The sequence below is a fragment of the Rhodococcus sp. CH91 genome (genome assembly GCF_022554085.1).
Classification (GTDB): domain Bacteria; phylum Actinomycetota; class Actinomycetes; order Mycobacteriales; family Mycobacteriaceae; genus Rhodococcus.
Genome location: NZ_JAKFYR010000006.1, coordinates 260,264 through 284,097, shown reverse-complemented (window position 1 = coordinate 284,097; position 23,834 = coordinate 260,264). Strand labels below are relative to the sequence as shown.

General features: G+C 69.5%; 22 protein-coding genes. 17 read left to right on the top strand and 5 right to left on the bottom strand.

The genetic code is table 11. The features are described from left to right. The first annotated feature begins 84 nt into the window (after positions 1–84). The 7 genes from rpsM to MOM01_RS14275 all read left to right on the top strand — a co-directional run bounded on the left by rpsM (position 85) and on the right by MOM01_RS14275 (position 5,203). Positions 85–453: a 30S ribosomal protein S13 gene (gene rpsM / locus MOM01_RS14305; protein WP_016932426.1), complete on the top strand. Its 369-nt coding sequence runs from the start codon at positions 85–87 to the stop codon at positions 451–453. Continuing rightward, positions 453–866 (top strand): 30S ribosomal protein S11, encoded by a 414-nt coding sequence (gene rpsK / locus MOM01_RS14300; protein WP_006554585.1) that lies wholly within the window; start codon positions 453–455, stop codon positions 864–866. Before rpsM ends, rpsK begins: the two co-directional genes overlap by 1 nt. 26 nt (positions 867–892) lie before the next feature. Further along, a complete protein-coding gene (gene rpsD, locus MOM01_RS14295; RefSeq protein WP_241386080.1) occupies positions 893–1,498 on the top strand; it encodes a 30S ribosomal protein S4 in 606 nt (201 codons plus the stop codon). Between the two features lie 101 nt (positions 1,499–1,599). Continuing rightward, a complete protein-coding gene (locus MOM01_RS14290) occupies positions 1,600–2,661 on the top strand; it encodes a DNA-directed RNA polymerase subunit alpha (protein ID WP_241386079.1) in 1,062 nt (353 codons plus the stop codon). A gap of 30 nt (positions 2,662–2,691) precedes the next feature. After that, the gene (rplQ, locus tag MOM01_RS14285; protein WP_241386078.1) at positions 2,692–3,246 is read left to right on the top strand and encodes a 50S ribosomal protein L17; all 555 of its coding nucleotides are present in this window, start codon (positions 2,692–2,694) and stop codon (positions 3,244–3,246) included. A 65-nt stretch (positions 3,247–3,311) separates the two neighbouring features. Further along, positions 3,312–4,166, top strand: a complete 855-nt coding sequence (gene truA / locus MOM01_RS14280) for a tRNA pseudouridine(38-40) synthase TruA (protein WP_374112304.1) — start codon at positions 3,312–3,314, stop codon at positions 4,164–4,166. Between the two features lie 11 nt (positions 4,167–4,177). Beyond that, positions 4,178–5,203: an alpha/beta hydrolase gene (locus MOM01_RS14275; protein WP_241386076.1), complete on the top strand. Its 1,026-nt coding sequence runs from the start codon at positions 4,178–4,180 to the stop codon at positions 5,201–5,203. A gap of 90 nt (positions 5,204–5,293) precedes the next feature. Here the strand turns inward: MOM01_RS14275 and MOM01_RS14270 are convergent, their stop codons facing one another. After that, a complete protein-coding gene (locus tag MOM01_RS14270) occupies positions 5,294–6,160 on the bottom strand; it encodes a phosphotransferase (RefSeq protein ID WP_241386075.1) in 867 nt (288 codons plus the stop codon). A gap of 47 nt (positions 6,161–6,207) precedes the next feature. Beyond that, entirely contained in the window at positions 6,208–7,350 is a 1,143-nt protein-coding gene (locus MOM01_RS14265; protein WP_241386074.1) for an acyl-CoA dehydrogenase family protein, read from the bottom strand. A gap of 71 nt (positions 7,351–7,421) precedes the next feature. Between MOM01_RS14265 and MOM01_RS14260 the strand changes: the two genes are divergently transcribed. Together MOM01_RS14260 and MOM01_RS14255 are read left to right on the top strand one after the other, a co-directional pair. Further along, entirely contained in the window at positions 7,422–8,027 is a 606-nt protein-coding gene (locus tag MOM01_RS14260; protein ID WP_241386073.1) for a TetR/AcrR family transcriptional regulator, read from the top strand. Further along, positions 8,024–8,611: an NADPH-dependent FMN reductase gene (locus tag MOM01_RS14255; protein WP_241386072.1), complete on the top strand. Its 588-nt coding sequence runs from the start codon at positions 8,024–8,026 to the stop codon at positions 8,609–8,611. The genes MOM01_RS14260 and MOM01_RS14255 overlap by 4 nt, the downstream gene beginning before the upstream one ends. Here MOM01_RS14255 and eccE read toward each other — a convergent pair. Continuing rightward, the gene (gene eccE, locus MOM01_RS14250) at positions 8,599–10,239 is read right to left on the bottom strand and encodes a type VII secretion protein EccE (protein WP_241386071.1); all 1,641 of its coding nucleotides are present in this window, start codon (positions 10,237–10,239) and stop codon (positions 8,599–8,601) included. The two genes, MOM01_RS14255 and eccE, sit on opposite strands and share 13 nt — an antisense overlap. Positions 10,240–10,376: 137 nt before the next feature. Here eccE and eccB point away from each other — a divergent pair, with 137 nt between their 5' ends. After that, on the top strand, positions 10,377–11,831 hold the full coding sequence (eccB, locus tag MOM01_RS14245; RefSeq protein ID WP_241386070.1) for a type VII secretion protein EccB: 1,455 nt from the start codon (positions 10,377–10,379) through the stop codon (positions 11,829–11,831). Between the two features lie 4 nt (positions 11,832–11,835). On the opposite strand, the gene mycP is transcribed toward eccB, so the two are convergent. Together mycP and eccD are read right to left on the bottom strand one after the other, a co-directional pair. Next, complete coding sequence (gene mycP / locus MOM01_RS14240) at positions 11,836–13,206, bottom strand: type VII secretion-associated serine protease mycosin (RefSeq protein ID WP_241386069.1); 1,371 nt, start codon at positions 13,204–13,206, stop codon at positions 11,836–11,838. Further along, a complete protein-coding gene (gene eccD, locus MOM01_RS14235; protein ID WP_241386068.1) occupies positions 13,203–14,657 on the bottom strand; it encodes a type VII secretion integral membrane protein EccD in 1,455 nt (484 codons plus the stop codon). The genes mycP and eccD overlap by 4 nt, the downstream gene beginning before the upstream one ends. A gap of 217 nt (positions 14,658–14,874) precedes the next feature. Here eccD and eccCa point away from each other — a divergent pair, with 217 nt between their 5' ends. The 7 genes from eccCa (at position 14,875) to glmM (ending at position 23,829) form a co-directional block, all read left to right on the top strand. Beyond that, the gene (gene eccCa, locus MOM01_RS14230; protein WP_241386067.1) at positions 14,875–18,858 is read left to right on the top strand and encodes a type VII secretion protein EccCa; all 3,984 of its coding nucleotides are present in this window, start codon (positions 14,875–14,877) and stop codon (positions 18,856–18,858) included. Then, on the top strand, positions 18,855–20,306 hold the full coding sequence (locus MOM01_RS14225; protein ID WP_241386066.1) for a type VII secretion-associated protein: 1,452 nt from the start codon (positions 18,855–18,857) through the stop codon (positions 20,304–20,306). Before eccCa ends, MOM01_RS14225 begins: the two co-directional genes overlap by 4 nt. A gap of 129 nt (positions 20,307–20,435) precedes the next feature. Further along, complete coding sequence (locus MOM01_RS14220; protein WP_241386065.1) at positions 20,436–20,789, top strand: WXG100 family type VII secretion target; 354 nt, start codon at positions 20,436–20,438, stop codon at positions 20,787–20,789. Between the two features lie 32 nt (positions 20,790–20,821). Beyond that, on the top strand, positions 20,822–21,112 hold the full coding sequence (locus MOM01_RS14215; protein ID WP_241386064.1) for a WXG100 family type VII secretion target: 291 nt from the start codon (positions 20,822–20,824) through the stop codon (positions 21,110–21,112). Between the two features lie 281 nt (positions 21,113–21,393). Beyond that, positions 21,394–21,837, top strand: a complete 444-nt coding sequence (gene rplM, locus MOM01_RS14210) for a 50S ribosomal protein L13 (protein WP_241386063.1) — start codon at positions 21,394–21,396, stop codon at positions 21,835–21,837. Then, positions 21,834–22,337 carry a 30S ribosomal protein S9 gene (rpsI, locus tag MOM01_RS14205; protein ID WP_016932689.1) on the top strand — a complete coding sequence of 168 codons (504 nt, stop codon included), beginning with the start codon at positions 21,834–21,836 and terminating at the stop codon, positions 22,335–22,337. Before rplM ends, rpsI begins: the two co-directional genes overlap by 4 nt. A gap of 151 nt (positions 22,338–22,488) precedes the next feature. After that, positions 22,489–23,829 (top strand): phosphoglucosamine mutase, encoded by a 1,341-nt coding sequence (gene glmM / locus MOM01_RS14200; RefSeq protein ID WP_241386062.1) that lies wholly within the window; start codon positions 22,489–22,491, stop codon positions 23,827–23,829. The last annotated feature ends 5 nt before the right edge of the window (positions 23,830–23,834 follow it).

Here is a 23,834-nt window from a genome sequence, read left to right as displayed (position 1 = left end):
CCACTGTGTTTATCGACTCACACAGTTCTTCGACGCAGGGGACGGGCTGGGAGCAGACCTCCGCACACCGAATAGGAATGCCACATGGCACGTCTCGCAGGTGTCGATCTTCCCCGCGAAAAGCGGATGGAGATCGCACTCACGTACATCTACGGCATCGGCCGTACCCGCTCCAAGGAGATCCTCGAGGCCACCGGCGTCAGCCCGGACCTGCGCAGCAAGGATCTGACGGACGAGGACCTCGCCAAGCTCCGCGAGTACATCGAGGAGAGCTACAAGGTCGAGGGCGACCTCCGTCGCGAGGTTCAGGCGGACATCCGCCGCAAGATCGAGATCGGCTGCTACCAGGGCCTGCGACACCGTCGTGGTCTGCCCGTGCGTGGACAGCGCACCAAGACCAACGCCCGCACCCGTAAGGGTCCGAAGCGCACCGTCGCAGGAAAGAAGAAGTAATGCCTCCCAAGTCACGCAGCACCGGTCCGAAGAAGACCCAGAAGGCCCGGCGCAGGGACAAGAAGAACGTTCCGCACGGTGCCGCTCACATCAAGAGCACGTTCAACAACACCATCGTGTCCATCACGGACCCGCAGGGCAACGTGATCTCCTGGGCGTCCTCCGGCCACGTCGGCTTCAAGGGTTCGCGCAAGTCGACCCCGTTCGCCGCGCAGCTCGCCGCCGAGAACGCCGCCCGCAAGGCGCAGGAACACGGTGTCAAGAAGGTCGACGTCTTCGTCAAGGGCCCGGGCTCGGGCCGCGAGACGGCGATCCGTTCGCTCCAGGCCGCAGGCCTCGAGGTCGGCACCATCTCCGATGTCACGCCCCAGCCGCACAACGGCTGCCGGCCGCCCAAGCGTCGTCGCGTCTAATACGGGAAAGGAAAAGGTTCTAAGTCATGGCACGTTATACCGGTCCCGTTACCCGTAAGTCGCGTCGTCTCCGTGTCGACCTGGTCGGAGGCGATCAGGCCTTCGAGCGCCGCCCCTACCCGCCCGGCCAGCACGGCCGCGCGCGGATCAAGGAGAGCGAATACCTGCTCCAGCTGCAGGAGAAGCAGAAGGCTCGCTTCTCCTACGGCATCATGGAGAAGCAGTTCCGTCGCTACTACGAAGAGGCTGCCAGCCGCCCCGGCAAGACCGGTGAGGTCCTGCTGACCATCCTCGAGTCGCGTCTGGACAACGTCGTCTACCGTGCCGGCCTCGCCCGCACGCGTCGTCAGGCCCGCCAGCTGGTGAGCCACGGCCACTTCCTGGTCAACGGCAAGAAGGTCGACATCCCCAGCTACCGCGTCTCGCAGTACGACATCATCGATGTCCGCGAGAAGTCGCTGAGCACGCTGCCCTTCCAGGTCGCCCGTGAGACCCAGGGCGAGCGCCCGATCCCGGGTTGGCTGCAGGTCGTCGGTCCGCGTCTGCGGGTGCTGGTCCACCAGCTCCCTGAGCGCGCACAGATCGACATCCCGCTGCAGGAGCAGCTGATCGTCGAGTACTACTCGAAGTAGGACACCTCGGTGTCGTGGTGTCCTCCGGTCCGTCCGGGCGGGAGGACACCGCTCCATTCCACTAGGGCGTCATATAGCGGACGCCCACAAGGAGGCAACAGATGCTCATCTCTCAGCGACCCACACTGACCGAAGAGGTCATCGCTGAAAACCGCTCGAAGTTCGTCATCGAGCCGCTCGAGCCTGGCTTCGGGTACACCCTCGGCAACTCGCTTCGTCGCACCCTGCTCTCCTCGATCCCGGGCGCAGCCGTCACCAGCATCCGCATCGACGGTGTGCTCCACGAGTTCACCACGGTTCCCGGCGTGAAGGAGGATGTCACCGACATCATCCTGAACCTCAAGGGCCTCGTGGTCAGCTCGGAAGAGGACGAGCCGGTCACCATGTACGTCCGCAAGCAGGGACCCGGCACCGTGACGGCCGGCGACATCGTGCCCCCGGCCGGTGTCACCATCCACAACCCGGACCTGCACATCGCCACCCTGAACGACAAGGGCAAGCTGGAGATCGAGCTCGTCGTCGAGCGCGGTCGCGGCTATGTTCCGGCCGTGCAGAACAAGGCGTCCGGCGCCGAGATCGGCCGTATCCCGGTCGACTCGATCTACTCGCCGGTGCTCAAGGTCACGTACAAGGTGGAAGCGACCCGCGTCGAGCAGCGCACCGACTTCGATCGGCTGATCCTCGACGTGGAGACCAAGAACTCGATCAGCGCGCGGGACGCGCTCGCCTCGGCGGGCAAGACCCTCGTGGAGCTCTTCGGTCTGGCTCGTGAGCTGAACGTCGAAGCAGAAGGCATCGAGATCGGTCCCTCGCCCGCCGAGGCCGACCACATCGCCTCCTTCGGACTTCCGATCGAGGACCTCGACCTCACGGTCCGGTCCTACAACTGCCTCAAGCGCGAGGGTGTTCACACCGTCGGCGAGCTCGTGGCACGCACGGAATCCGACCTGCTCGACATCCGCAACTTCGGCCAGAAGTCCATCGACGAGGTCAAGGTCAAGCTGCACTCGCTCGGCCTGTCCCTCAAGGACAGCCCGGCATCGTTCGATCCCAGCACCGTCGCCGGCTACGACGCCGCGACCGGTACCTGGAGCGACACCGACGCCGGCTCCTTCGGTGACAACGACGGCAACGAGGACTACGCCGAGACCGAGCAGCTGTAGCAGCTCACGGTCCGTTACTAGGAGAAAATCATGCCCAAGCCCAAGAAGGGCGCCCGCTTCGGCGGATCGGCCTCGCATCAGAAGGCGCTCATGGCCAACCTGGCCACTGCGCTCTTCGAGCACGGTCGTATCACCACCACCGAGGCCAAGGCCAAGGCCCTGCGCCCCTACGCCGAGAAGCTCGTCACGCACGCGAAGGCCGGCACGCTGGCTTCGCGCCGTGAGGTGCTGAAGGTCATCCGCAACAAGGACGTCGTCCACGCCCTGTTCGCGGAGATCGGTCCTTCCTTCGAGGACCGCAACGGCGGTTACACCCGCATCATCAAGACGATGCCGCGCAAGGGCGACAACGCCCCCATGGCCATCATCGAGCTGGTGCGCGAGAAGACCGTCACCTCCGAGGCCGACCGCGCTCGCCGCGTCGCAGCTTCGCAGGCTCCCGCCGAGGACAACGCGGTCGAGGCCGTCGAGTCCGAGGCCACCGATGCCGAGGTCGCGAACGCCGACGCCGTCGTCGACGGTATCGAGGACACCAACGCCACGGCTGCCGACGCACCCGAGGCGGACGAGGCCAAGAAGGACTAGTCCACTTGGTTTCGGCATCTGCTGAAGCTCACGAGCCCGCTGCCCCTTCGGGGGGTGGCGGGCTCGTGGCTTCGGACGAGACCCCTGACGGGGACACCCTCACGCGTCTGCGACTCGACATCTCCTACGACGGCACCGACTTCTCGGGCTGGGCCCGGCAACCGGGCCGGCGGACCGTGTGCGGCGAGATCGAGGACAAGCTCTCGGCGATCGTGCGATCACCCGTCCTGCTGACCGTCGCCGGTCGGACAGACGCCGGGGTGCACGCGAGCGGTCAGGTCGCCCACGTCGATGTCCCGACGGCAGCGCTACCCGACGACCCGGCCCGCTGGATCCGCCGTCTCGCGCGGTTCCTTCCGCGCGACGTGCGGGTCACCGGCATCTCGGTCGCCCCCGAGCACTTCGATGCACGCTTCTCCGCCATCCGGCGTCACTACGAATACCGGCTGACCACCGCGGTGTACGGTGCCGACCCGTTGCGTGCCCGTGACATCGTGGCGTGGCCGAAGGGCGTCGACCTCGATGCGATGCAACAGGCTTCGCGCTCACTGCTCGGTCTCCACGACTTCGCCGCCTTCTGCAAGCGTCGCGAGGGCGCGACGACCGTACGCGAACTACAGCGTTTCGACTGGACGCGGGAAGGTGACATTCTCACCGCCTACGTGAGCGCCGACGCCTTCTGCTGGTCGATGGTGCGCAGTCTCGTCGGCGCGGCGCTGGCGGTGGGGGAGGGGCGCCGCAGTGTCGAGTGGATGACGTCGTTGCTCGACGAGCGCGAGCGCGCGGCCGCCGTCGCCGTGGCTCCGGCCCACGGATTGTCACTCGTCCGGGTCGACTACCCTGCGGACGGAGAACTTGCCGCGCGCAATGTCGCGACGCGGGAGATGCGCGGGCCCATCACGCCCGGCTGTTGCGGATGAAAGGGACGAGCTTGCGCGGACGACGGTATGCACTCACAGGAGCGATCGGGGCGCTGGTCCTGTCGTCACTCGTCCTTCCCGGCACGCCGATCGCACTCGCCGATCAGCTGCCGGCGGCTGCGACCGGCGAGATCGCTTCGCAGGTCGCGACCGTCGAACGGATCGAGAAGCACACCGACCGCGACTGGTCGTTGTTCGTGTACTCCCCGTCCATGGGACGCTCGATCGAACTGCAGGTGCTGCGTCCCGCGGACACCGGATCACCGCGACCGGTCTTCTATCTGCTCAACGGTGCCGGTGGCGGCGAGGACCAGGCCAACTGGCGCGAGCAGACGGATGTCGTCGACTTCTTCGCGGACAAGAACGTCAACGTCGTGACGCCGATCGGGGGCGCCTTCAGCTACTACACCGACTGGCTGGAGGACGACCCCGTTCTCGGGCGCAACAAGTGGACGACCTTCCTCACCGAAGAAGTTCCGCCCGTGGTGGATCGGGCACTCGGAGCCAGCGGGCGGAATGCGATCGCAGGCGTGTCGATGTCGGCGACCTCGGCGCTGGCCCTCGCGGAGCAGGCACCTCATCTGTACCAGGCAGTCGGCTCGTACAGCGGATGCGCCGAGACGGCGACGGAGGTGGGTTCCCGCTACGCCGAGATCGTGGTGGCCTTCGGGGGCGGCGAGGTCGAGAACATGTGGGGCCCGGTCGGTGGAACCCACTGGCAGGAGCAGGATGTCGTGCTCAATGCCGAGAAGCTGCGCGACAAGGCGGTATTCGTCTCGTCGAGCAGCGGTGTGCCCGGCGCTCACGAGTTGCGGGCGTGGGAGCAGTCCGGTGTCGCCGTCCTTCCCGACCTGGCGCTGCTGGGACTGATCGAGGCCGGCGTGCACGACTGCACGGCTCGGCTGCGCCGTGCGCTCGACGAGGTGGGGGTCGAGGCGACCTATTCGATCCGGCCCGACGGCACCCACACCTGGGGGTACTGGCAGGAAGCGCTGCACGAATCGTGGCCCGTGCTCGGTGAGGCCATCGGAGCCTGATCCGGAAAGTGCTGTGGGGGTGGGATCGTCGCGATCCCACCCCCACAGTCGTTCTCACGCGTCCAGCGAGCCGAGGATCATGCGGGTCTGTCAACGCGAGGTGCTCGAGGTGCGAGAGAGGACCTCGGCGATCATGCGATGTCCCTCCGCCTCGTAGGGTTCGTCCCCCACGTGGAACGCCCAGACCGCGACCGCGACCGCCGCCCGGACCCGTTGGCGGAACCACGCTCCCGGCTCGCGGGGATCGTCTCCGTAGCCTCTCAGGAAAGCATCTTCGGCACCCGGGACCCGCAGGAATTCGCGTGCCGACAGGCGCTCGAAGTCCTCGGCGGCGGGCCGCAGTGCGGCACGCCCGAAGTCGATCACCTTCACGAAACCGGACTCGTCGGCCAGCCAGTTCCGGCCCTGCCAGTCACCGTGGGTGGGTACCAGCACGACCGCCGGGGTCGGCCATTCCCCGATCATGGACCGCAACCGACGGGTGATCTCGGGCCCGATGCGGTGGGGGGCGGCGAGCCACCTCGCGGTCTTCACGTTCGCGGATCGCTCGTATCCGTCGTCGAGGACGCCTTCCTGCGCATGGAACTCGGCGAGGAGCGAACCTGCCTGTTCGTAGACGTCGAGCGCAGCCGCCGCGCGTGTGCCGTGGATCAGACGCCCCGGGAGATATTCCGTCACGACGAGTTTCGCCGCCCGGTCGGCGAACACCATCCGTGCGGCGCGCCCCTGCCGCACCCACGGCGCCGTCCATCTCTCGTGGGCGTCGATCTCGCGGGCGATGTGACGGTCCGGAGCGCCCCCGGCCTTGACGACGAGCCGCCCTTCCCCGGTGTCCACCGCGAGGACGGTGGTCGCGACCAGCCCCCAGCTCATGTCCTCGACGACGACGGTACGGCCGAACCGCTGCGTCAGCAGACGACGTTGGTGTGGTGTGAGCCGCTCCAGGGCATCCGGCATGAAGGCACTTTATCGGTCTTTCCGCGCGGCGGCTGTCGTCCGAACGGTCATCCCGCGAGCGACCGCGCGATCACCAGCCGCTGAATCTGGTTGGTGCCTTCGAAGATCTGCGTGATCTTCGCGTCGCGCATGAAGCGCTCGACGGGGAAGTCCCGCGTGTAGCCGTATCCACCGAGAACCTGGACGGCGTCGGTCGTGACCTTCATCGCGGCGTCGGTGGCCACGAGCTTGGCGACCGACGCCTGGCGGGAATAGGGGAGTCCGGCGTCCTTGCGGCGCGCGGCGTCGAGATAGGTCGCGCGGGCCGAATCGACCGCCGCGGCCATGTCGGCGAGGACGAAGCCGAGACCCTGATGGTCGATGATGCGTTTGCCGAATGCCTGCCGTTCCTTGGCGTAGGCGGTCGCCTCGTCGAGTGCCGCCTGGGCCAGACCCGTCGCGACCGCGGCGATCCCGAGACGCCCGGAATCGAGCGCGCTGAACGCGATCGGCAGTCCCTGCCCCTCGGCGCCGATCCGGCGCTCGGCCGGGACGAAGGCATCGTCGTAGTGGGCGGAAGTGGTGGGAATCGCGTGCAGTCCCATCTTCTCCTCCGGTTTGCCGAAGGACAGACCCTCGGTGCCGGCGGGGACGAGGAAGCACGAGATGCCCTTGCTGCCGGTGTCGGCCGTGCGGGCGAACAGGGTGTAGAAGTCGGCCTTGCCGCCGTTGGTGATCCACGCCTTGGAGCCGGTGATCCGGTACCCGCCGTCGACGGGCTTCGCACGACACGCGAGTGCGGCGGCATCGGATCCGGCCTGCGGCTCGGACAGGCTGTATGCGCCGATGGTGGTGCCGCCCAGCATCTCGGGAAGCCAGGTGCTCTTCTGCTCGTCGGTGCCGTGGGTGGCGAGCGCGAAGCACGACAGGCCGTGCACACTGACCGCGACCGCGACCGCCGCCCAGCGGGCGCCGAGCTCTTCGAGCACCTGCAGGTAGACCTCGTACGGCTGGTCGCCGCCACCGAACTCCTCGGGATACGGCAGGCTCAGCAGCCCCGCGGCGCCGAGTGCGGGGAAGACGCCTTCGGGGAAGGTCTCGTTGCGTTCGTGCTCGTCGACGCGCGGCGCGAGCACCTTGTCGGCGACCTCGCGGGTGAGGTCGATAAGGTCGTAGGCCTCACGGGTGGGTAGCAGACGCTCGACGGGCACGGTGGTTCCTCCTGCGGAGTGCTGGGAACGAGAAGTAGTACTGAGGACGATACTGCAGTACTGTATTCCGTATGGCAAGAGTCGGTAGCCGGCGTTTCACCGCGCGGCAGACGCAACTGTTCGACGACCTGGTCGCGCTGTTCCTGGCGGAAGGCTTCGCGCATCTGACGCTGGACGACATCGCAGCCCGGCTCAGCTGCTCGAAATCGACGCTCTACGCCCTCGCGGAGAGCAAGGACCGGCTCGTCCACGCGGCCACCGTGCACTTCTTCAAAGGCGCCGCCGAACGTGTCGAGGCCGACGTCGCGCGGGCCGCGGACGCACAGGCACGCATCACCGCCTATCTCGAAGCGGTCGGGCGCGAACTCGAACCGGCCTCCACCCGCTTCATGGAAGACGTCGCACACACACCGGTCGCCCGTGAGGTGTACGAACGTAACACCCGATTCGCCGCGGACCGCGTCCGTCAGCTCATCGCCGACGGTGTCGGAGCCGGCCGCCTGCGCGAGGTCCACACGGCCTTCGTGGCCGATCTGGTCGCGTCGGTCATGGTGCGAATCCAGCAACGGCAGGTCGCCGAGGCGACCGGACTCGAGGACGCGCGAGCCTACCGGGAACTCGCCGCACTGCTCGCCCACGGCCTCGCCGCCGCACCGCACCTACGATCGACTCCATGACCACTGCGCCGCCGGCATCCGCACCGCACGACCCGATCCGCCTCGCGGTCGTCGTCGCGAGCGTGCGCGCCGGCCGCATCGCGCCGACGGTCGCCGACTGGTTCGTCTCCACCGCCCGTCGGCGCGGCGAGTTCGACATCGACGTCCTCGACCTCGCCGAGATCCCGCTCCCGCAGGACCTGTCGGGTGGACCGGGCGCCGAGGCCTTCACGCGGCGCATCGGCGCAGCGGACGCTTTCGTGATGGTGACCTCCGAGTACAACCACGGCTATCCCGCCGCGCTGAAAACCGCGATCGACACCGTCAAGCACGAATGGCGCACCAAGCCGGTCGGATTCGTCTCCTACGGCGGCCTGTCCGGTGGCCTGCGGGCAGTGGAGCAGCTGCGACAGGTCGTCGTCGAGGTCCATATGGTGCCGGTGCGGCAATCGGTGAGCTTCCACCGAGTCAAACACGCCTTCGCGCCGGACGGCACCACCACAGACGAGGCCGCGATCGACGGCGCGCAGCGCATGCTCGACCAGCTCCGATGGTGGGCTCGGACCGTGCGTGCCGGACGCGCGCACGACCGCTATCCGGGCTGACCGGCGGAGGGTCGACGAGCCGACGCGTGTGCGCGCCCGAGATGGGTGCTCTCCGCCGCGATCGTCACGAGGGTCAGAGGCGTGCGTTCGCCGCCCGCCGACAGGACGACCCGGTCCCCGGACGCCCCCGGTTGCAGCAGGGAGACCGTCGGTCTCTCGCGTGGCCATCCGTCCGGATGGAGGTGCACGTGGATCACCGTCGCGTGCGGTGCGGACGGCACCGGCCGGACGCCGTCGTAGACCACGGTGTCGAAATCGTGGTCGCCGGCGTACTCACCTGCGATCCGCAACCGGTCGGGTCCGGCGGCGGACTCGACCAGGGAGCGCCAGGAGGCCGGACGGTCGGTGTGGAGCAGGACCCGCGCGCCTACCGCCACGGACCGGAAGACGACCTGCTGGGCGAGATACAACTCTCCCGCGAGGTACACCGTGCGGATGCCCGGACCGGTCAGGCGTGCGGTGACGGCGCGCCCGGCGCCGTCCGAGCCGACGAGTTGCCCGCACCCCCCGGTCGGCAAAGCGAGCGCATCGAGTTCCCCGGCACACCACTCCCGCAGCGGGACGAGTCCTTCCAGGCGGGGAACACCGAGCGGTAAGGCGGCCGCCAGGGATTCGTGGTGGCGTCCGTGCGCCTGCAGTAGCCCCGCGACGGCCGGGGCCTCCGGGCTCCGGGTGACGAATCGAGCCAGTGCTCCCACCCGCACCGTGCCGTGATCACCCGGTCGCAAGCGGATCACGAGCGTCGAGGACGAAGTCGGGTGACTCCAGACCGCGGTCGTGCGGTGACGATCGACCGCACGGGGATCGAAGGACCCTCCGGTACCGAAACCGGTGGAGAGCACGACGTGCCGTCGTGCCCGGCCCCATTCCGCGGTCGGTACGCCCTGTGACACGCGCAGCCCGGCCTGCTCGACCTCGCCCGCGGTGAGCAACCGGGCGGGGTGCCCCTCGTCGGCGAGGACGCGGAGCACTCGCCGGGCCGCCGCGACGATCGTCCGGGCCACACCCTCGGAGCCTCCGCCCCGGCGGGCCGCGGCATCCGCGCAGGAGGTGGCGTCGAGTCGGAGCACGAGCCGGACCGTACGTTCCGCGGCGGCCGGAAGAGGGCCCACCAGCTGCGCGTAGGCCTGCCCGGCGGGAGTCGAGTCGCGGAGCCGGCAGCCGTGCATCACGACGTCGATCCCGTCGAGGACGGCATCGTGCCGGTGCAGGCACGCGGCGATTGCGGCGAGAGGAAGGGTCCGGCCCGGATCCTCGCTGTCGCGGCCGAGACGGGTGAGGGTGCCGGTGGGCGGCGCCAGCTCCAGTACGACGCTCACGAAAGGACCGTCCCATCGCAGCCCCACCGGCCGCGCCGCGGCCGGGTGGAAGTCGTGGACAGCCGCCGCTCCGGGCAGGGCACCGGAGCCTCGGGGGAGAAAGGTGGACACCCATTCGACGATGTCGCGGCCCCCCGCCCGGACCAGGAACAGTGCGCAGAACGGCACCGCGAGCGCGCACGCCGCCCACGCGGATGCCCCCAGGGCCAGTGCGACCGCCCACACGAGGATCCCCACGCCCTGCGCACTCGACAACCGGACGGCGGTACGACTTCTCGCATCACCCGACGCGAGTACGCTCCCGTGCATCGATCCCCCCGAACCTCGGCCGGCCGCTCTCGGGCGCATTCCGGCTCCCCCTCGCCCCGCGCGACACGCGTGCGGTCACCGCCCCCGCAGGACTGTACTGTGTTGCGCCAGAGAGCGTGCCGTACGGGGGGAGATCCATGGCAGCGCAACCGACCACGCGATGGCAGGTCAGTGGATACCGATTCCTGGCCAGGCGCACGGATCACGCGCTGGTACGAGGTGACGTGCGAATGATCCACGACCCCATGCGTTCCCAGTCCCGGTCCTTCGTCGTGGGAGTGGTCGTCGCGTGTCTCGTACTGGGGGCGTGTGCCGCACTGGCGCTGTTCCGTCCTCAGGACCGGATCGGCGATGCCGCTGTCGTCGTCGGACGTGATTCGGGCGCCCTCTACGTCGCGATCGACACCACCTTTCATCCGGTCCTCAATCTCGCTTCGGCCCGTCTGATCCTGGGTTCGCCCGCCGAACCCGCAGTAGTGGCGGACGAGGAATTGTCGAGTCGTCCGCGCGGGCCACTGGTGGGAATCCCCGGTGCGCCGTCCTCCCTCGCCCACGATCCGGAGGAGACCTCGTGGACGGTGTGCGACATCGTGGACCCGAACGGTCTGCACTCCGCAACCACCGCCGTGCTCGCGGGCACGCCCGATCACCGCGCAGGATCGGTGCTCCCGCGGGACGAAGCGCTCCTGGTCTCGTCGGAGGGCCGCTACCACCTGCTGTACGACGGCAGACGCGCGGAGATCGATCCGGACGACCGCTCAGTCCTGCGACTGCTCGGCATCGATCTCACCCGAGCCCGTCCGGCGAGCCCCGGGCTCCTCGCCGCCGTTCCGGAAGGGCCGAAGCTGTCGGCACCGCACATCCCCGGCGCGGGAGGTCCTCCGTCCGTGCCCATTCCGGATGTACGCGTCGGATCGGTCGTCGCCGTCTCCGAGCCGGACGGGCAGAGTTTCCACGTGGTACTCACGAACGGCACGCAGGAGATCTCACGCTTCACCGCCCACCTCCTCCACTCCTCGGATTCCCAGGGGGCGAACGAGATTCCGTCGGTCCCGCCCGACGTGCTCGCGGAGGCACCTCCGGTACACGAACTCCCGGTGGACACCTTCCCGGAAGTCGTGCCGACCGTCGTCGACCCGGGCGACATGCCGGTCGCCTGTTCGACCTGGCGGTCCGTGCCGGCCGAGGACGACAGGCACCGGTCGTCGCTGGGCCTGTCGGCCGGTACCGCACTGCCCACGGGACAGGACGCGGTGCCGGTCGTACCGGCGCAGGCCGACGGTGGGGGCCCGCAGGCCGACGCGATCCACCTATCACCGGGCCGCGGGCGGTACGTGCAGGCCACGTCCCTCACCTCCGCCACCGACCGGCGCGGATCGTTGTTCTACGTAGCGGACACCGGTGTCCGCTACGGCATTGTCGATGCGGAGGCCGCCGAAGCCCTCGGGTTCACGGGTCCACCGGCCCGGGTTCCGTGGCCGATCCTGCACCTGTTCGCTCCGGGACCCTCGCTCGGCAGAGCGCAGGCCCTGCTCGCGCACGACGGCATCGCCCCCGACCCCGGTGCGGTGCCCGTGAGCGCCGGCAACTGATCGCTCAGCCGCGTGACCGCGCGAGCCGTCGCGCCGGCGTGGTGAGGACGAGACCGAGAACGGTCGTGGCAATGACGGCCGCCGCCGCGATCAGCGCGATGCTGCGCGGCCGGTGATCCGGTACCGGCGGAGGGGCGGGCTCGTCGACGGGGACCGGTGGTGCCGGTACCGCGCGCTCGGCCGGCAGAGGGGCGGTGACGGCCGCGAGCGGATCGACGACGCCGTGTCCCACGCGCGGATTCCACCCTTCCGCCGGCGCGTGGGCAGTGCTCTCCACGCGGGCCATCACCTCGCGGGCCGTCAGGTGCGGGTACCGTGCCCGCACCAGCGCGACCGTCGCCGCGACCAGCGGTGCAGCGAAGCTCGTACCGGACACCGCCCTGCCACTCTCCGGGCCGGGGATCAGGTCGGCCAGGCCGGCGCTGCGGGGATCGAGGAACACCGATGCGCTTCCCGGAGCCGCGACATCCACCCACGGCCCGGGAAGGCTGTACTCGGCGGGAGTGCCGTCGTCCTCGACGGCGCCGACGGTGAGGACGTAGTCGTCGTACCACGCGGGGGACGCCAGGGTGGCGACCGATTCCCACGGATCCGCACCGGGATCCACCGGATCGACGGAGGCGGGATTACCCTCGCGGCAGGTGTCGAGATTGCCTGCGGCCGCGACGACTACCGCATCGTGCACGTCGGTTGCGTACTGCACTGCAGCTCCCAGGGCGCCGTCCGACATGCCCTCGGCGACGGTCCGGCAGGCGACCTCCGAGATGTTGACGACGGTCGCTCCGAGATCCGCGGCGCGACGGACGGCCGACGCGAGGGTCCTCACATCGCCGTATCCGGAAGCGTTGCGTGCCGCCTCGTCGTCCGGGCGGGATCGGTCGGCGAAATGACCGCTGGACTGCCGGATCGCGATCAATCCGACGTCAGGGGCACCGCCGGCGAAACCCGAGCCGGGTGTCGGGCGCGCAGCGATCAGTCCTGCGACGAGAGTGCCGTGCGCGTCGCAGTCGTCGGTACCGTCCCCCGTGGAGACGTAATCGCCGCCGGGTACCGGGATCGGCAGTCGCGGATGCGGATGGACGCCGGTGTCGATCACCGCGACCACCTGCCCGGCTCCCCGCGTGACGGGCCAGACGGACGCGAAATCGAGGCTCTGCTGCGCGTGCGGGATCCGCGGTCCGTCGACGGCATCCGGAAGATCCGCGCACTGCACCCGCAGTTCGGTCGCTTCGGGAGGTGACGGGTTCGCCGCGGGAGGCAGGAGAGTGGGATCCGGTACCGGCGGGGCGGCCGCCGCGACTCCCACCGCCGTGGCGGACGCGACCAGGACGATCACGGCCGGGGCCCGGCACCAGCGGCGCAGTCGATCCGTCACAGTCCGCGGACGGCCGCGTACAGGCCGGCGACCCAGCACGCCACGGGCACGATCGTCGCGACGGTCGCGTATTCGGCGAACTCGGCGAGCCGCCGCTGCACCGGGGTGAACGTCCGCCTCGGTGCGACCGTGCCGAACACGAAACCGGCACACGCGAGGGCGGAAGCGGAGACGAACACCGCCCACGGCGGCAGCGCTCCCGTCGCCGCGGCGCCCGCGATCAGGCCGAGCAGCAGCACGACCCCACCCGCCACGAGTGGAACTGCCTGCGCGGCCGCCGTGTACGTGCGTCCCCGGAAGACCAGCACGATGCCTGCCGCGACGGCCAGCACCGGTCCCGGAAGGAATATCTGTCCCTCCCACGGGAAGGCCGCACACCAGGCTCCGCCGGCCGTGAGGACGACGACCGCGTGGACGAGCCCCGTGAGGATGCTCCGGGCCTGCTCGGCACGACGTTCGAGTTCGGCGGTCGAGGGCAGGCCCGACGCAGTTCCGTCCTCGGCCGCCTCCGTATCGAGGCGAGCCCCGGGCGAAGGGACCGGAGGGATCGGAAGCTTCGCGAGAATACCCGCGAGGCGAGGCGCCGATCCGGCGAGAAGCAGTGCCGCGACGACCGTTCCCGCCCCGAGAGCCCGCGGACCGAGGCCGGTGGTGGACGCGAGGACACCCGTCACCAGTACGCCCGCCGAGGTGGTGGCGACCGCAGTGCAGGTCGCGAGACCGAGACGCGTGATCCGGACCGCGACCACCGCGACCGCGCCGGTGAGCACCGCGGCGAGGACGAGACGAGGAGCAGGGTCCTGTCCCGGGACCAGCAGCGCTCCGGCGGTGAAGGCGGGTGGGAACGCGCACCACGACAGTGCGGTGGCTGTGCGTCGATCGTGGTGGAGACCGGCGAGGATGCCGGCCGCCAGCACGAGCATCAGCGACAGGGCGGCACACACTCCGCCTGCCACCGAGCGTCCCGCACCGTCGGGCAGGAAGAACAACGGCGTGCAGCCCGCGACGAGCGCGGCAGGGCCCAGGACGGCGGCGACGAGGCCTGCGGGCTCCGGCCCCCAGGGGATCGCCGTCCGGTTCGAGGCCGCGATGCTGTACACCACGTCGTCGAACAGTGGCGGCGGAGCGGGAGATCCGGCGTCCTGGAGGACGAGGATCTCGCCGTCGCGGACGCCCTGCTCGTCCAGGCTCGCTGCGCCGGACAGGGGAGCGCGACCGATCCTTGCGAGCACCCAGCTGTCGGGTTCCGTGCGTTCGGGTGTCACGTCGAAGTCGTTGTCCTGCCGGTGCCCGGCCACGAGATCCACGATGCCCGGCAGCAGGAGCGCCACCGGAACGTCGAGTGGCAGGGCGAGATCGACCTCGGTGTGCCGGGCGAGCACCGTCAGCCGGCACAGATCCGGGGCGCCCACCTGCCCCGGGGTCTCGGATCGCGCACGCACAGATGTCATCGGCCTCGGTTCCCCCCGTCCCTGCAAGTCCGAACGACGCAGACCATACGACATCCTCGCGGCCGCTGTCCCGTTCGAGATCCGGCCCCCGACGGAACAGCTCGCGAAGACACGAGTCGTCACCGGGAGACGAGGGTGGAGAAGTCGATCCTGTGGGTTAGTCTTCCCCGATCGCGGGCCGTAGGGGGCGGCCGGCGACGTCCCGGGGGGTGGCGACGTGAGTACCGTACGTTTCGTGCGCAGGGCGAGGCGGGAAGCGCCGCGCGTGCCCAGCGGTGACATGAGTGTTCAACCACCGCCGGACATTCCCCGGGCTACGCCCGGAAATCTGCTCACGAAGTTGCTGCCCTTGGTGATGGTCGCGGCGATGATCGGGATGGTCGCGCTGATGTTCACCTCCGGGGCGGCGCGCAGCCCCATGGCGATGATCTTCCCGCTCATGATGGTCGTGTCCCTGGTGGGCATGCTCGCGAACGGCGGCCGCGGCGGCGGGGCGAAGACGGCGGAGACGAACGAGGACCGCAAGGACTACCTGCGGTATCTCGACAGGTTACGGCGAGAGGTCACCGAGACCGCACAGGAACAACGCCGGGCGCTGGAATGGACGCATCCCGATCCGGCGCTGTTGTGGACCCTCGCCGGCAGCGTTCGGATGTGGGAGAGACGCACCACGGATCCGGACTTCGGTCATGCGCGGGTCGGCCGCGGTGGTCAGCGCCTGGCCACCCGCCTCGTTCCTCCCGAAACCGGACCGGTCGAGGACCTCGAACCCGTCGCGGCCGTCTCGCTCCGCCGTTTCGTGCGCGCCCACTCCGTGGTGCCGGCCCTGCCGACCGCCGTGTCCCTGAGAGGGTTCGCCTCGATCGGGGTCGACGGCGACCGCGACGCAGCACGGTCACTCGTCCGGGCGATGCTCGCCCAGATGTGCACCTTCCACGGCCCGGACATCCTGCAGGTCGCGATCGTGTGCGGTCCGGATACCGCGTCGGAGTGGGAGTGGGTCAAATGGCTGCCCCACGCACAGAATCCGGCCCTGTGCGACGGCGCCGGCAGTGCACGGACGGTCTTCGGTTCGGTGCTCGAACTCGAAACCGATCTCGGTGCCGTCTTGTCCGGCCGCAGCAGGTTCGTCCGCAACGCGCCTGCGGTCGAGGGGATCGTGCACCTCGTCGCGGTCCTCGACGGTGGTGTCACCGGTTCGGGTTCGGGCGTACTCGACGAGGGGCTGGACTCGGTCACGATACTGGATCTGTCGGGTTCGACTGCACGCCTGACTGCCACGCGTGGTCTGCGCCTGGTGGTCGAGGAGGGTCGCGTGGGGGCCGCGACGGGCACGACCGTCGACGTGTTCGCCGAAGCCGACGGCATCGACGCGCCCCAGGCGCAGATGCTCGCGCGGAGGCTCGCGCCCTACCGGATATCTGCCGGCGCGATGCAGGAGACCACAGGTGCCGAACGGCCGTCGAGTTGGCAGGAGCTGCTCGGACTGGGCGACCCGGCCCGTTTCGATCCGGAGCACGCATGGCTGCCCCGGCGCGGGCGGGACCGCCTGCGGGTTCCGATCGGCGTCGGTGTCGACGGCGCCCCCGTCGAACTCGATCTCAAGGAGGCCGCCGAGAACGGGATGGGTCCGCACGGACTGTGCATCGGCGCAACCGGTTCGGGTAAGAGCGAATTCCTGCGCACGCTGGTGCTCGGGCTGGTCGTCACGCACCCGCCCGAGGCACTCAATCTCGTCCTCGTGGATTTCAAGGGAGGAGCGACCTTCCTCGGCCTCGAGGGGTTGTCGCACGTGGCAGCGGTCATCACCAACCTCGCGGACGAGATCGCGATGGTCGACCGGATGAAGGACGCGCTCGAAGGCGAGATGAACCGCCGGCAGGAACTTCTCCGCACCGCGGGCAACTTCGCCAACGTCGGTGACTACGAGAAGGCCAGAGCGGCGGGGGCATCGCTCGACCCGCTGCCCGCCCTGTTCATCGTGGTCGACGAGTTCTCCGAACTGCTGTCGCAGCAGCCCGACTTCGCCGACCTCTTCGCGGCGATCGGGCGCCTGGGCCGGTCCCTGCACATGCACCTGTTGCTCGCGAGCCAGCGACTCGACGAAGGCCGGCTCCGCGGACTCGACAGTCACCTCTCGTACCGGATCGGCCTGAAGACTTTCTCCGCGAACGAATCCCGCAGTGTGCTCGGTGTTCCGGACGCCTATCACCTGCCGTCGGCTCCGGGCGCCGGATATCTCAGGACCGATTCCGCCGACATCCAGCGGTTCTCCGCCGCGTACGTATCGGGGCCCTACGACGCCGGCAGCCCCGCACGACGACCCCGTCCGGCGACGACGACCCTCCCGCGGCCGCGCCTCTTCACGGCCCGAACGGTGCCTGCCGACCCCGCGCCGTCCGCGCCGCCGGTCCGGGAACCGTCTCCGCCTCCGGTGGCGAACGACGGACGAAGCGTTCTGGAGGTGGTCGTCGGGCGGCTCCGGGGACACGGAACGCCCGCCCACGAGGTGTGGCTGCCCCCGCTCGACGCGTCTCCTCCGCTCGACATGCTCGTGCCCCGGTCGCTGCTCACCGGGGAGGTGCCGCGTCACGCGCGATTGTGCACGGTCGTCGGGATCGTCGACAGACCCTTCGATCAGCGCCGAGACCCGCTGACGGTGGATCTGTCGGGCGCTGCGGGCAATGTCGTGGTCGTCGGTGGCCCGCAGTCGGGGAAGTCCACTCTGCTGCGCAGCCTCGTCGTGTCGATGGCGCTCACGCACACCGCCGAACAGGTGCAGTTCTACTGCCTCGATTTCGGCGGGGGAACGCTGTCGGGGCTCGCGGGGCTACCGCACGTCGGGTCCGTCGCAGGACGGCACGACGCCGATCGCGTGCGGCGCACCGTCGCGGAGATGATCTCCCTGCTGCGCCGGCGCGAACGATCGTTCGCGGAGAACGCAGTCGAGTCCATGGCCCAGCTGCGCCGGATGCGTGCCGACGGAAGCGCGGTGCTCGCCGACGATCCTTTCGGTGACGTCTTCCTCCTCGTGGACGGATGGCCCAGCATTCGGCAGGACTTCGAGGCCCTGGAGCAGACGATCGGGATCCTCGCCGCCCAGGGTCTGTCCTACGGAATCCACGTCGTGCTCAGTGCCCCGCGCTGGGGTGACGTCCGGCCTGCGATGCGCGACCTGCTCGGCACGAGATTCGAACTGCGGCTCGGTGACCCGTCCGACTCCGAGTACGGCAGGAAGCGAGCGGCGACGGTACCGGAAGGCCGACCCGGGCGCGGCATCGATCGCGACGGCCGGCACATCCTCGCCGCGCTGCCGCGGGTGGACGGCAGCGCCGGCACGTCGGATCTCGCGGTTGCTGTCGCCGATGCGGTCGACGCCGTGCGCAGGGCTGTCCCGGGGAGACCGGCTCCGCCGGTGCGCATGCTGCCGGAGCGTGTCCCACGGCACGACCTTCTCGCCGCGATCTCCGTCGGGCGGCCGAGCCCGCCCGATACCGTCGCCTCCGGTCGTCTCGTCGTGCCGATCGGCATCGACGAATCCGAACTGGCGCCCGTGTCGGTGGATTTCGCGGACAATCCGCACCTGCTGATCTTCGGCGACTCGGGGTGCGGCAAGACGACGTTGCTCCGCGGCATCTGCCGAGGACTGACCGAAGCCGGCAGCGGCACACGGATCCGCATCATCGTCGGCGACTACCGCAGGACGATGCTCGGCGTCGTCGAAGGCGAGCATCTGGGTGGCTATGCGCCCTCGGCGACCGTGCTGTCGGCCATGGCGACGGAACTCGCCGGGATCTGCGAACGGCGGCTGCCCGGTCCGGGCACGACGCAGCAGCAACTGCGCGACCGGTCGTGGTGGACGGGACCGGAAGTGTTCGTCGTCGTCGACGATTACGACATGGTCGCCGCTTCGGGACAGAACCCGCTGCTGCCACTGCTCGACTATCTGCCGCACGGCAGGGACATCGGGCTGCACCTGGTCGTCGCGCGCCGTGCGGGCGGTGCAGGACGAGCTCTCTACGAGCCGGTCCTTGCCCGGTTGCGCGAGTTGTCGAGTCCGGGGCTGGTCATGAGCGGCAGCCGCGACGAGGGAGCACTCGTCGGCGCGATCCGCCCGTCCCCGATGCCGCCGGGACGCGGCACCTTCGTGCGACGCGACGGTGCGTCGCTCGTCCAGACGGCCTGGTTGCCCGAGCCGTGACGACCACTGCCTTCACCCTGACGCCGGGTTCCGTCCACGTCCGCTGGGGCGGAAACGTCCGCAGCGTTCCCGCCCTCGCGGTGGACGGCGGGAACGGCCGGGTCTACGGCGCGCCGGCCCGCGATGCTCCGGACCCGATCGATGTCACCGCCCTCGTCGATGCGGCAGCGGTCGGGACGGAAACCGAACTCGCACTGCTGTTGAGCGGACTCGTCGGGCACGCGGCGACGGTCGTGGGCGCACCGGGCGCGGACCGAGCGTTCGCCGTGCATCCGACATGGTGGAACGAGCGCCGACGCGATCTCTTCGTCACAGCCGTACGGCAGGTCGCGGCCGATGCGATTCCGGTGCCGATCGCGGTGGCCGCGCGATGTGCGGCGGGCACAGCGGCGCACGAGCGCTGCGTGGTGCTCGAATTCGCAGCCCGGGGTGTCACCGCAGTGCGGGTCGGTTCCGCCGGACTCGACGGATCGGCGGTCGAGCGAGTCGCGCGGGATCCCGATCTGTCGATGTACTCGTCGGATGCGGCGGCACGCCTCGCGAGCCTGCTGATGTCGGTATCGGACGGGCCGGGTCCCGATGCCGTCCTCGTGACGGGTGGTCCCGGCGAGCCGTCCGGAGTCGAACTGCTCGCTCTCGTGGACGACCTCGTGGGGGCGGGGCAGCAGGTCGTTCCCGTTGCTGCCTCGGAGATGCTCGTCGCGCTCACCGGATCGGGAGCGGTCGGTCCGGTGCCTGCTCCGGTGATCTCCTCCGCCGCGACGTCCGTTCCGGACGAGCAGACGTTGCCGTGGTTGCGGGAGGTGCGCGCACGTCCGGATCCTTCTCGTGCCGGGCACGCCAGGAGGAACGCGATGTTCGTGGCGGGGGTCGTGATCCCGGCTCTGCTCGCCGGCGCGGTCTTCCTGTGGGCGTTCTCCGGGGCAGGCCGGGAGGACGCCGAATCCGCATCGAGGTCCGAAGCCGGTGCGGCCGAGACTGTTCCGGTGGGAGATGCGGATCCGCAGGATCCCGATCGCGCACCGTCGAAGCAGTTCGGTCTCGGTCGGGTGCGCCTCGAACTGCCCGGCGACTGGCGCATCCGTGACCCCGAGACGGCCCACTCGGGCCGTGTGGAGCTCGTGCCGGCCGGTGGTGCGGATCGCCGGATCGTCGTCGCGTACCGGGTTCTCGCCGACGGGATCGACGAACAGGATGTCGCCTCGGAGCTGGCCGTTCGGGCCGGTGAGCGTGCACCCGTGATACGCGATCTCGACGCCGACACCACATTCGCCGATCGCAAGGTCGTGTCGTATCTCGAGGTTCCCGACGAGTACTCGGTGGTGCGGTGGTCCGTCATGGCCTTTCCCGGGCTTCAGGTGTCGGTGGGATGTCAGTACCTCGAGGGGGAGTGGAGACGTATCCGCAGCGAATGCGAACAGGCCGTACATACTCTGCGGATCGGTTGACGAGGAAGGTCCGCAGATTCCCGGGGCCGACGGAACCGATACCGGATCGGGCGCGTCCAACCACGTGTAGGAGCGAAGACCGGCTCGATGCCGAGCCGGATGATGCCGCACGAGCGAAGGAGTACGCCGTTGAGCGAACCGATCGGCAATTCGAACCACCTGACCACCGATGTGGCGACCATGGAGGTCGTCGCGGGACAACTGCAGGACTCCCGCGCCGAACTCGATGCGATCCTCGGACGGCTGACGGGCGTGGTGCAGTCGGCGCCCTCGGTCTGGCGAGGGCGCTCGGCGGAACAGTTCGCCGGAATCATGGAGCGCTGGAACGTCAACCACACCAAGTTGTCGACCGCCCTGGACGAACTGGCCGAAGCCGTGCGCACCAGCGGACGATCGTATGCCGCAGCGGAGGAGCACCAGGCCCGCTCCCTGTCGGGCATCGATCCCGGCGCCGGGTCGGTGCTCAACGGCTCGTTCACCTGACCCCGACACCCGACAGCAGAGGAGAACGATCCGTGTCCGAGATCTACCAGAACTTCGCCGGCGTGGCGGACCTGCACGCTCAGCTCGTCTCCGGCCAGAAGGCGATCGAGGCGACCCTCGACCGCATCGAAGGGCAGGTCGCCCCCCTGGTCTCGAGCTGGGACAGCGGGGCGAAGGAGCGTTACGCCGCCACACAGGCCCGCTGGAATCAGGCCGAGGCCGGTCTCATCCAGGTGCTGCACGACATCGGCCGGGTGGTCTCGACCGGTAACGACAACATGCAGGAGGTCGAGCGGTTGAACCAGCAGCGCTTCCCGGGCTGACCCGGAGGCGACGGGCCTCTCCGGCTCGTCGGCGTGACGTCCCGGTGGTGGAGAGGCCGCCGGGACGTTCGCGTGCGCCGGCTGCCGCGGGTCGCGCGCGTGCGGAGCCCGCCGGTACTTTGACCCGTTCGGCCTGCAGCCGGTAGAGTGTCCCCTCGGCGTGTCGCACGTCGTCGTGCCCTTGTGGCGCGACGAACACCTCTCCCGGGTCTCAACTGGCCGCCGGGCGTGGCAACCGTCGGCATGCAGGCCAGCAGCGAAACGATAGACGAGGAAGATCTGTGTCTACGTACACACCGAAGGCCGGCGACGTGACCCATCAGTGGCACGTCATCGACGCCACCGACGTGGTGCTCGGCCGCCTCGCGGTGCAGGCAGCCAACCTGCTCCGCGGCAAGCACAAGCCCACATTCGCGCCGCATGTCGACGGTGGTGACTTCGTCGTCATCATCAACGCCGACAAGGTTGCCGTCTCCGGCAACAAGCGGACCGACAAGTTCCTCTACAGCCACTCCGGTCACCCGGGCGGTCTGCGGGCTCGTTCGGTCGGCGAGGTTCTCGACAAGAACCCCGACCGTCTCGTGGAGAAGGCCGTCACCGGCATGCTCCCGAAGAACAAGCTCGGTCGCGCCATCGCGAAGAAGCTGAAGGTCTACGCGGGCCCGAACCACCCCCACGCCGCGCAGCAGCCGGTGCCGTTCGAGATCAAGCAGGTGGCACAGTGACGACGCCCGAGGAACAGAACGTGAACCCCGAAGAGTACGTCGAGAACGTCGAGGTCGCTGCGGAAGAGTACGTCGAGGACGTCGTCGAGGCCCCCGCGGCCCCGATCGTCTTCGATCGTCCGGTCCAGACCGTCGGTCGCCGTAAGGAGGCCGTCGTCCGCGTCCGCCTCGTTCCGGGCACCGGCAACTTCGTGCTCAACGGCCGCACCATCGAGGACTACTTCCCGAACAAGGTGCACCAGCAGCTCGTGAAGTCGCCCCTGGTGACGGTCGAGCGCACCGAGTCGTTCGACATCCACGCACGCCTGCACGGCGGCGGCCCGTCCGGCCAGGCCGGCGCGCTGCGTCTCGCCATCGCGCGTGCGCTCACCGAGGTCACCCCCGAGGATCGCCCCGCGCTCAAGCGCGCCGGCTTCCTCACGCGTGACCCGCGTGCTGTCGAGCGTAAGAAGTACGGCCTGAAGAAGGCTCGTAAGGCATCGCAGTACTCCAAGCGCTGATGTGCCGCCGACGCTGATTTCGTCAGAGTCGGCACCTGTTCCACCACGAGAGCAGGCGTCGGTAGACATCTCCTACCGGCGCCTGCTTTCGTGCATTCTGTCCTCTATCGACATCCGCGGCGGGGCCGCACACGACTGGGAGGCTGTGTACATGGGTCGGTTGTTCGGCACCGACGGAGTCCGGGGCTTGGCCAACGCCGAGCTCACAGTGGAGCTGGCAGTACGCCTGGCAGGCGCTGCAGCAGCCGTCCTGGCCCCACAGGGTGCCGAGCGGCGACCGGTCGCGGTCGTGGGCCGGGATCCGCGCGCGAGCGGGGAGATGCTCGAGGCGGCCGTCACGGCCGGACTCACCGCAGCCGGAGTCGACGTCCTCTCGGTGGGCGTGCTGCCCACCCCGGCGGTCGCGTACCTCACGGGTGACTACGGCGCCGACCTCGGCGTGATGATCTCCGCGTCGCACAATCCCATGCCCGACAACGGCATCAAGATCTTCGCGGCCGGCGGGCACAAACTCGACGACGAGATCGAGGACCGGCTCGAAGCCGTGCTCCACGGCGACGCCGAAACGGCGGGGCGACCCACCGGCGCAGGCATCGGCCGGGTACGCGCCGTGTCCGACGCCCTCGACCGTTACCTCGCGCATCTCGCGGCGGCCGTGCGTCAGTCCCTCGCGGGAACGACTGTCGTGGTGGACTGCGCCCACGGGGCCGCGTCGCAGGCCGCTCCCGCTGCCTACGCGGCCGCCGGTGCGCGGGTCATCGCGATCAACGCCGAACCCGACGGACTGAACATCAACGACGGATGCGGGTCCACGCACCTGTCCGTGCTGCAGCAGGCCGTGCTCGAGCACGGCGCCGACCTGGGTCTGGCACACGACGGCGACGCCGACCGCTGCCTCGCCGTGGACGCGACCGGCACGGTGGTCGACGGTGACGCCATCATGGCGATCCTGGCTCTGGGCATGCACGAAGCCGGTGAACTCCCCGACGACACCCTCGTCGCCACGGTGATGAGCAATCTCGGCCTGCACCTCGCGATGCGCGCCGAGGGGATCGCGGTCCGCACCGTCGGTGTGGGCGATCGCTATGTACTCGAAGAACTGCGACGCGGCGGCTACGGCCTCGGCGGTGAGCAGTCCGGTCACATCGTGCTGCCCGCCCACGGCACGACCGGCGACGGTGTGCTCACCGGCCTGCGGTTGATGGAGCGGGTGGCCACGACGGGCCTTCCCCTCGCGAAACTCGCCTCGGTGATGACCTCTCTCCCGCAGGTGCTCGTCAACGTGCCGGTGCACGACAAGGCCACGGTCGCGAACGATCCTTCGGTGGCGGCCGCGGTGGCCGAGGCCGAGCGCGAACTCGGTGACACCGGCCGGGTGCTGCTGCGCCCGTCGGGTACCGAGCAGCTCGTCCGGGTCATGGTCGAGGCAGCCGAGGACGATCACGCTCGTGCCGTCGCCGACCGCCTCGCACGGGTCGTCGCTGCCGTCTAGCTCCC